Annotated in this window: 1 protein-coding gene and 2 pseudogenes; 2 read left to right on the plus strand and 1 reads right to left on the minus strand. The window is 55.8% G+C overall.

What is annotated here, in order from left to right:
* Positions 1-148 precede the first annotated feature (148 nt).
* Positions 149-1,078: an ATP-grasp fold amidoligase family protein gene (locus AWB81_RS40580; protein ID WP_374730548.1), complete on the minus strand. Its 930-nt coding sequence runs from the start codon at positions 1,076-1,078 to the stop codon at positions 149-151.
* A 2,220-nt stretch (positions 1,079-3,298) separates the two neighbouring features.
* On the opposite strand from AWB81_RS40580, the pseudogene AWB81_RS40590 reads away from it, so the two are divergent.
* Both AWB81_RS40590 and AWB81_RS40595 read left to right on the plus strand, forming a co-directional pair.
* Positions 3,299-3,981: pseudogene (locus AWB81_RS40590) on the plus strand (transposase).
* Positions 3,982-4,319: 338 nt separating this feature from the next.
* A pseudogene (locus tag AWB81_RS40595) lies at positions 4,320-4,619 on the plus strand (glycosyltransferase); the annotation flags it as partial.

The following is a 4,619-nucleotide window of genomic DNA, read 5'->3' on the forward strand; positions in this document are numbered from 1 at the left end:
TTACCGAGAACTGGATCGGCGCTCACGAACGCCAAGATGAGACCGTGAGAAAGGCGCAAGAACTCGGCACTCTCGAGTACATCAGCAAACCTTCCTATTCAACTGTTGACTCATTGCGACAGAACCGTCGTCTCAGTCCCACGTCCAACTAAAGCATACACCCCCATTCGTAATCGACACTTTCAGGATACAGCGGATAGACACCTGCACCCGGCGTGAAGGTTAACTCACCAAAGTAGATTCTTGCGAGAGGAGCGTACAGGTCGACCCGCACATAGTCGAAGCTTGAAGAGAGGACCCTTGCTTTAGCAAGCATTGCGTCGAGGTTGTCCGGTTGTGGGGAGGCGATTTTGCTCCGCGGATAGTGCCCAATACTGATATCAAGGTGATTCCATTCCTCGTCGTAAAAGTCGCCCCGGGGGTTAGGCGTAAAGCGATCGGAAATGTGTAAGATGAAAGCCCTTTGCTTCCCCGGTGTCTGATTAAAACAATGAATCTTGAAATCGGCGGGTAGATTTCCGTCACAATCAAGCAGCAATGCTTCAAAGAAGACATGCCGCTTGATTTTACGATAATGCCGTTCACGGGCGACGTGATAGAAGTTGGTCGCCAGCCAGCGTTCGGCGAGCGAATGCAGTTCCTCGAAGGAGGTCTTCGCCTTGTCCCGGACGATCTTGACGAATCCGCTTCCATGATTTGCCTTCATCACGAACGAAGATGGCAACGAGTTAAAGACTTCGTCCGTGAACACGTCCGGTCTTGTAAGGAGGGGGATCAAGTGTTCCTCACCGATCGCATTCCTCACATATTCACGTACGAGCAGTTTGTCAGCAAGATCGGCGAATCTTGGATCCGGGTAAAGGCTGCGCCGGAGAATCTTTTCATTGAACGTTACTGGGTGCGCGAGACGAGGGAACCTGCCTATTTTCATTCGATAGAGCAAATTCACGAATAGCACGTCGGGCAGCCATTTCTTAAGTATATTTTTGGATTTTTCCGATACCGACATTGCCGTGCCCTCGGTGTTTGAAGCAGTGGTACCGATCGCCGAGTCAGCTTGCTGATCTGCTTCGACCACCCTCCAGTGCGTCGGATACGCTGCCAGCGCCCTTGCGGTTCTATGTGTACCCGCCGACGGCGGAACTGCTGGACGTTATGAAAAGGACGGGTCCAGCTTGATATGATCAACTGCCATATGGCTATGTATGAACATGAAGGCATCACGGGAAAAGGGACGAACCTGATGCTACCGGCGTCAGTCGGGCGCGCGCAGCTCGCACGTTCCATTCGCCATTTGAGGCGTAGTCTCCCCGAGCGGACCTAAAGGCTCTGAACATTAACCCCGCGTTGTACTTGCGTTGAAACCGCCTTTACGGAAATTGTTCCGACAAGGGACGTTCGAAATCCTCAACGACGAAAAAAACGACGAGCGTTCCAGTCAAACGCTCCCGATATCACGCTCCCCACCAAAAACACGCAACTCGGCCGGTATCTTGCCTGCGAACGGACCCGCCTCCGCACAACATCCTGGGAGAGCGCATCGAGAGTGGGATGATAAGAGACCCGCCCTTGCTCGGCGCGCTTACGATTCAAAAGGCCCGCCGCGAGGCGCCTTGCGGTGGCGTTTACCTGCACGACGTGTGACGCCGGCCCTACACGACGATCAAGGGTTTCGGTCGACGGCGCGGGCAGACTCGCGCCGATCGACGCGTCCCACGGCGCCGATGCGCTGTGCGCCAGCGCGGTCTAATCCGCAGGACGCTCGTCGATGTCGATCGCGCCCTGATCGGCGAGCGTCGGTATTCCGAAGCCGTGCGGCGCAGCGCGGTGCTCGTCGCGATTGACATGATCGCCGATACCGACGTCGATATCACGCGCAAAGCATCCACTAGGATGGCGATCACCGGCGGTCGCGCCTGTCGGCAAAGAAGCATTAGTACAATTGACGAAAGCGTGCCCAACAGCATTATCAGAAAACCTATTATCCTTACCCGGAAGACGAAAGCCAATACCGGAAGCGACACGGTTAGCGCCAGCACGGACAGAGGGTCGTGCAACATGGTGAGTTTACGGCTCCAAGAGTAGCATCTAGTGAGACTGCCTCGCGCCTCTCAGAGAAACTGCCGCACGCGCAGGACCATAGTTGTTTCGTTCCAAAGAGGGGAAAGCTACCTACGGCGGGCAGCGACATCGGCCGGTGCTGAAGACAGAAAATGTCGCGGCATCAAGAACTCGTTGCAGCCAGGCGTGAACAGCGAGATGCCCAACGGATTTCTGTGCCATAACCTGCCCGAAGGCGCCGCCCAATTGGTGTGCAGTAGGGACGACATCGACCCTAGCGCTGACAAGTCTGAACAGCCAACCTGGCGACTCACTCGTTCGATTCTCGGTTCTAGGTCTCCGCCGCTCCACTCACCCTCAAGGAAAGGACTTCACGGTTTTCGGCAGTAGATGTTGCACTTCAGTTCGAAACCGCCAGTTATAAGCCGTCTAGCAGTTTCCGCCCACTTCGCCGAACCGTCAAACAAAAATTGGACTTTTATGCTATCAATTCTCGGACAAAAGGCAGCTGAACCGGGCAGCAGGCGAAGTGGGCGCTCAAGGCCTGAATCGACAAGCTGGCGCATGGAGAGTTGAGGCCAAATGCTGCAATCAGCCATAGGGACCAAGCGATGCCCCCCCTGACGCCGATTTTACGAATGAAAACTCTGGCTACGTGCAAGATGGAGACCACTCCTGAAGGTGTTCCCCAGTCCGCTAACGCGCCTTCACAGCGCTTATTGGGCTGTAGTGGACACAGTGAGAAACGCGCCTCGTTCATCATCGCGAATTCCGGCCGGAAGGCGCGATTGAGAGAAGTCGCAGGGTCGGCGGCTTCTCTCATGGCGGATCATTTACTAAGCACGGTCCTTCCGCAATCACTGTGCGAAGCGCAATTTTGCTCAAATGTACTGACGGTTTCGAACTATGAGCCGCATAAAAGAGCCGGATGACCTGCTGCACTGCAATAATGACGCGCGTATCCTGAAATCAGAACGACGCTTACGTCAGATCCAAGTCAAGGGTTTGGGTTTGTATCTCTACAGCGGCCGCGGCGTCACTGTCAATAGGCGATCCGAGAGAAGACTACGGGCAAGCGCTGTCCACCATGGTCGATCAGGCAATTCATTGCATGAGCGAGACGACGGTGCGCCGCGCATGGGTCTCGCGGACTGTTGAAATCCCCTCCTACGCGGGTCATCCTGGCGAAAGGGAGAAGCGTCGAATCAGGGAGCCGAACACCACTGAGACCGAAGCGATGCGCGGAGCGGACGGCTACACCGAGTCGATGTTCACGATGTCCAAGCTGGACGACTTCGTTCCAGCTAATCATCCGCTGCGACCGATTCGGTTGTGGCTGAACGAGGCGCTCACGCGCATGGACACGTCGTTCTCGCGCATGTACGAGAGCGCCGCAAAGGGTGGCCGCCCGAGCATCGCGCCGCAGAAGCTGATTCGCGCACTGCTGTTGCAAGTGCTGTATTCGATTCGCAGCGAACGCATGTGATGGAGCAAATCTCGTACAACCTGTTGTTTCGCTGGTTCGTGGGACTGGCGATGGACGATGCGGCAGTCGCAGAGATGCTTGCGGACGCCGCGCGATTTTCCGGTACGTCCATTACGGTAGGTGCAGATAAAAATTACGACACGGCCGGCTTCGTGGCGACGTGCTGCGCGAACAGTGTGACGCCCCATGTGGCGCAAAACGATGGACGCGCGGGCGGCTCCGCGATTGACGCTCGAACGACGCGATGGTCCGGCTACGCTATCAGTCAGCGCAAACGCAAATGCATTGAGCAGGTGTTTGGCTGGGGTAAGACAGTCGGGAGGATTCGGCAGGCGATGTATCGTGGTCTGAAGCGAGTCGACCAACTCTTTCTGCTGACTCAGGCGGCCTACAACTTGACGCGCATGCGAACGCTTGCTGCTCGGGCAGCATGAAAGCCCATGTGTGGGAGAGCGCGACATCAGCAGCACCTGAAACAAGGAAGTTTGGCGTCAAATCGGCTGGAGCACTCGTCACGCTGCCACTTTCGAATAAGCCAGCGCGCGCCCACGAATGGGAATCGTTCGTGAATCCGCTTTGCTCACACAATTGAAGGATGAAAACCTAGTGTGAGACTGCCAACTTCAACTTGGATGATAGCTTCTGGCGAAGTAAGCTCATATGCTGCATCCGCGTAAGAGTGCTTTGCTTAGACGTTATGGCTATTCTGCCGCCGCAGGCGTTCGTTCCCTTAGCAGTGCGGGAACTCTTGGTTTACGCAAGGAGCAGACGAATGAAGCTGGGAATATATTGCGATTCGAGCATCAACGGCGGCCACGAAGAAATGCTTAAGCGCCTCGTGCTTGCGCTCGTCGATAGCGCGAAAATTGACACGCTACACGTGATGGTGCCGGTTACCAACGAGCCGCTTCATGGTTTCGTCAGCGAGCTGGCGCGCAGGGATCCGAGAACGCGGGTCGTCGGTCTGTCCTACACTGCTGAATCGTTGAGCGGTGATCTCCTCGCGTTTCGTCGGATGATTCGGTCGACGGCCGTGACTTTGCGCAGGCTGGATCTCGATAAGCTGCTGATC

This window comes from Caballeronia arationis (assembly GCF_001544975.2).
GTDB classification, from domain to species: domain Bacteria; phylum Pseudomonadota; class Gammaproteobacteria; order Burkholderiales; family Burkholderiaceae; genus Caballeronia; species Caballeronia arationis.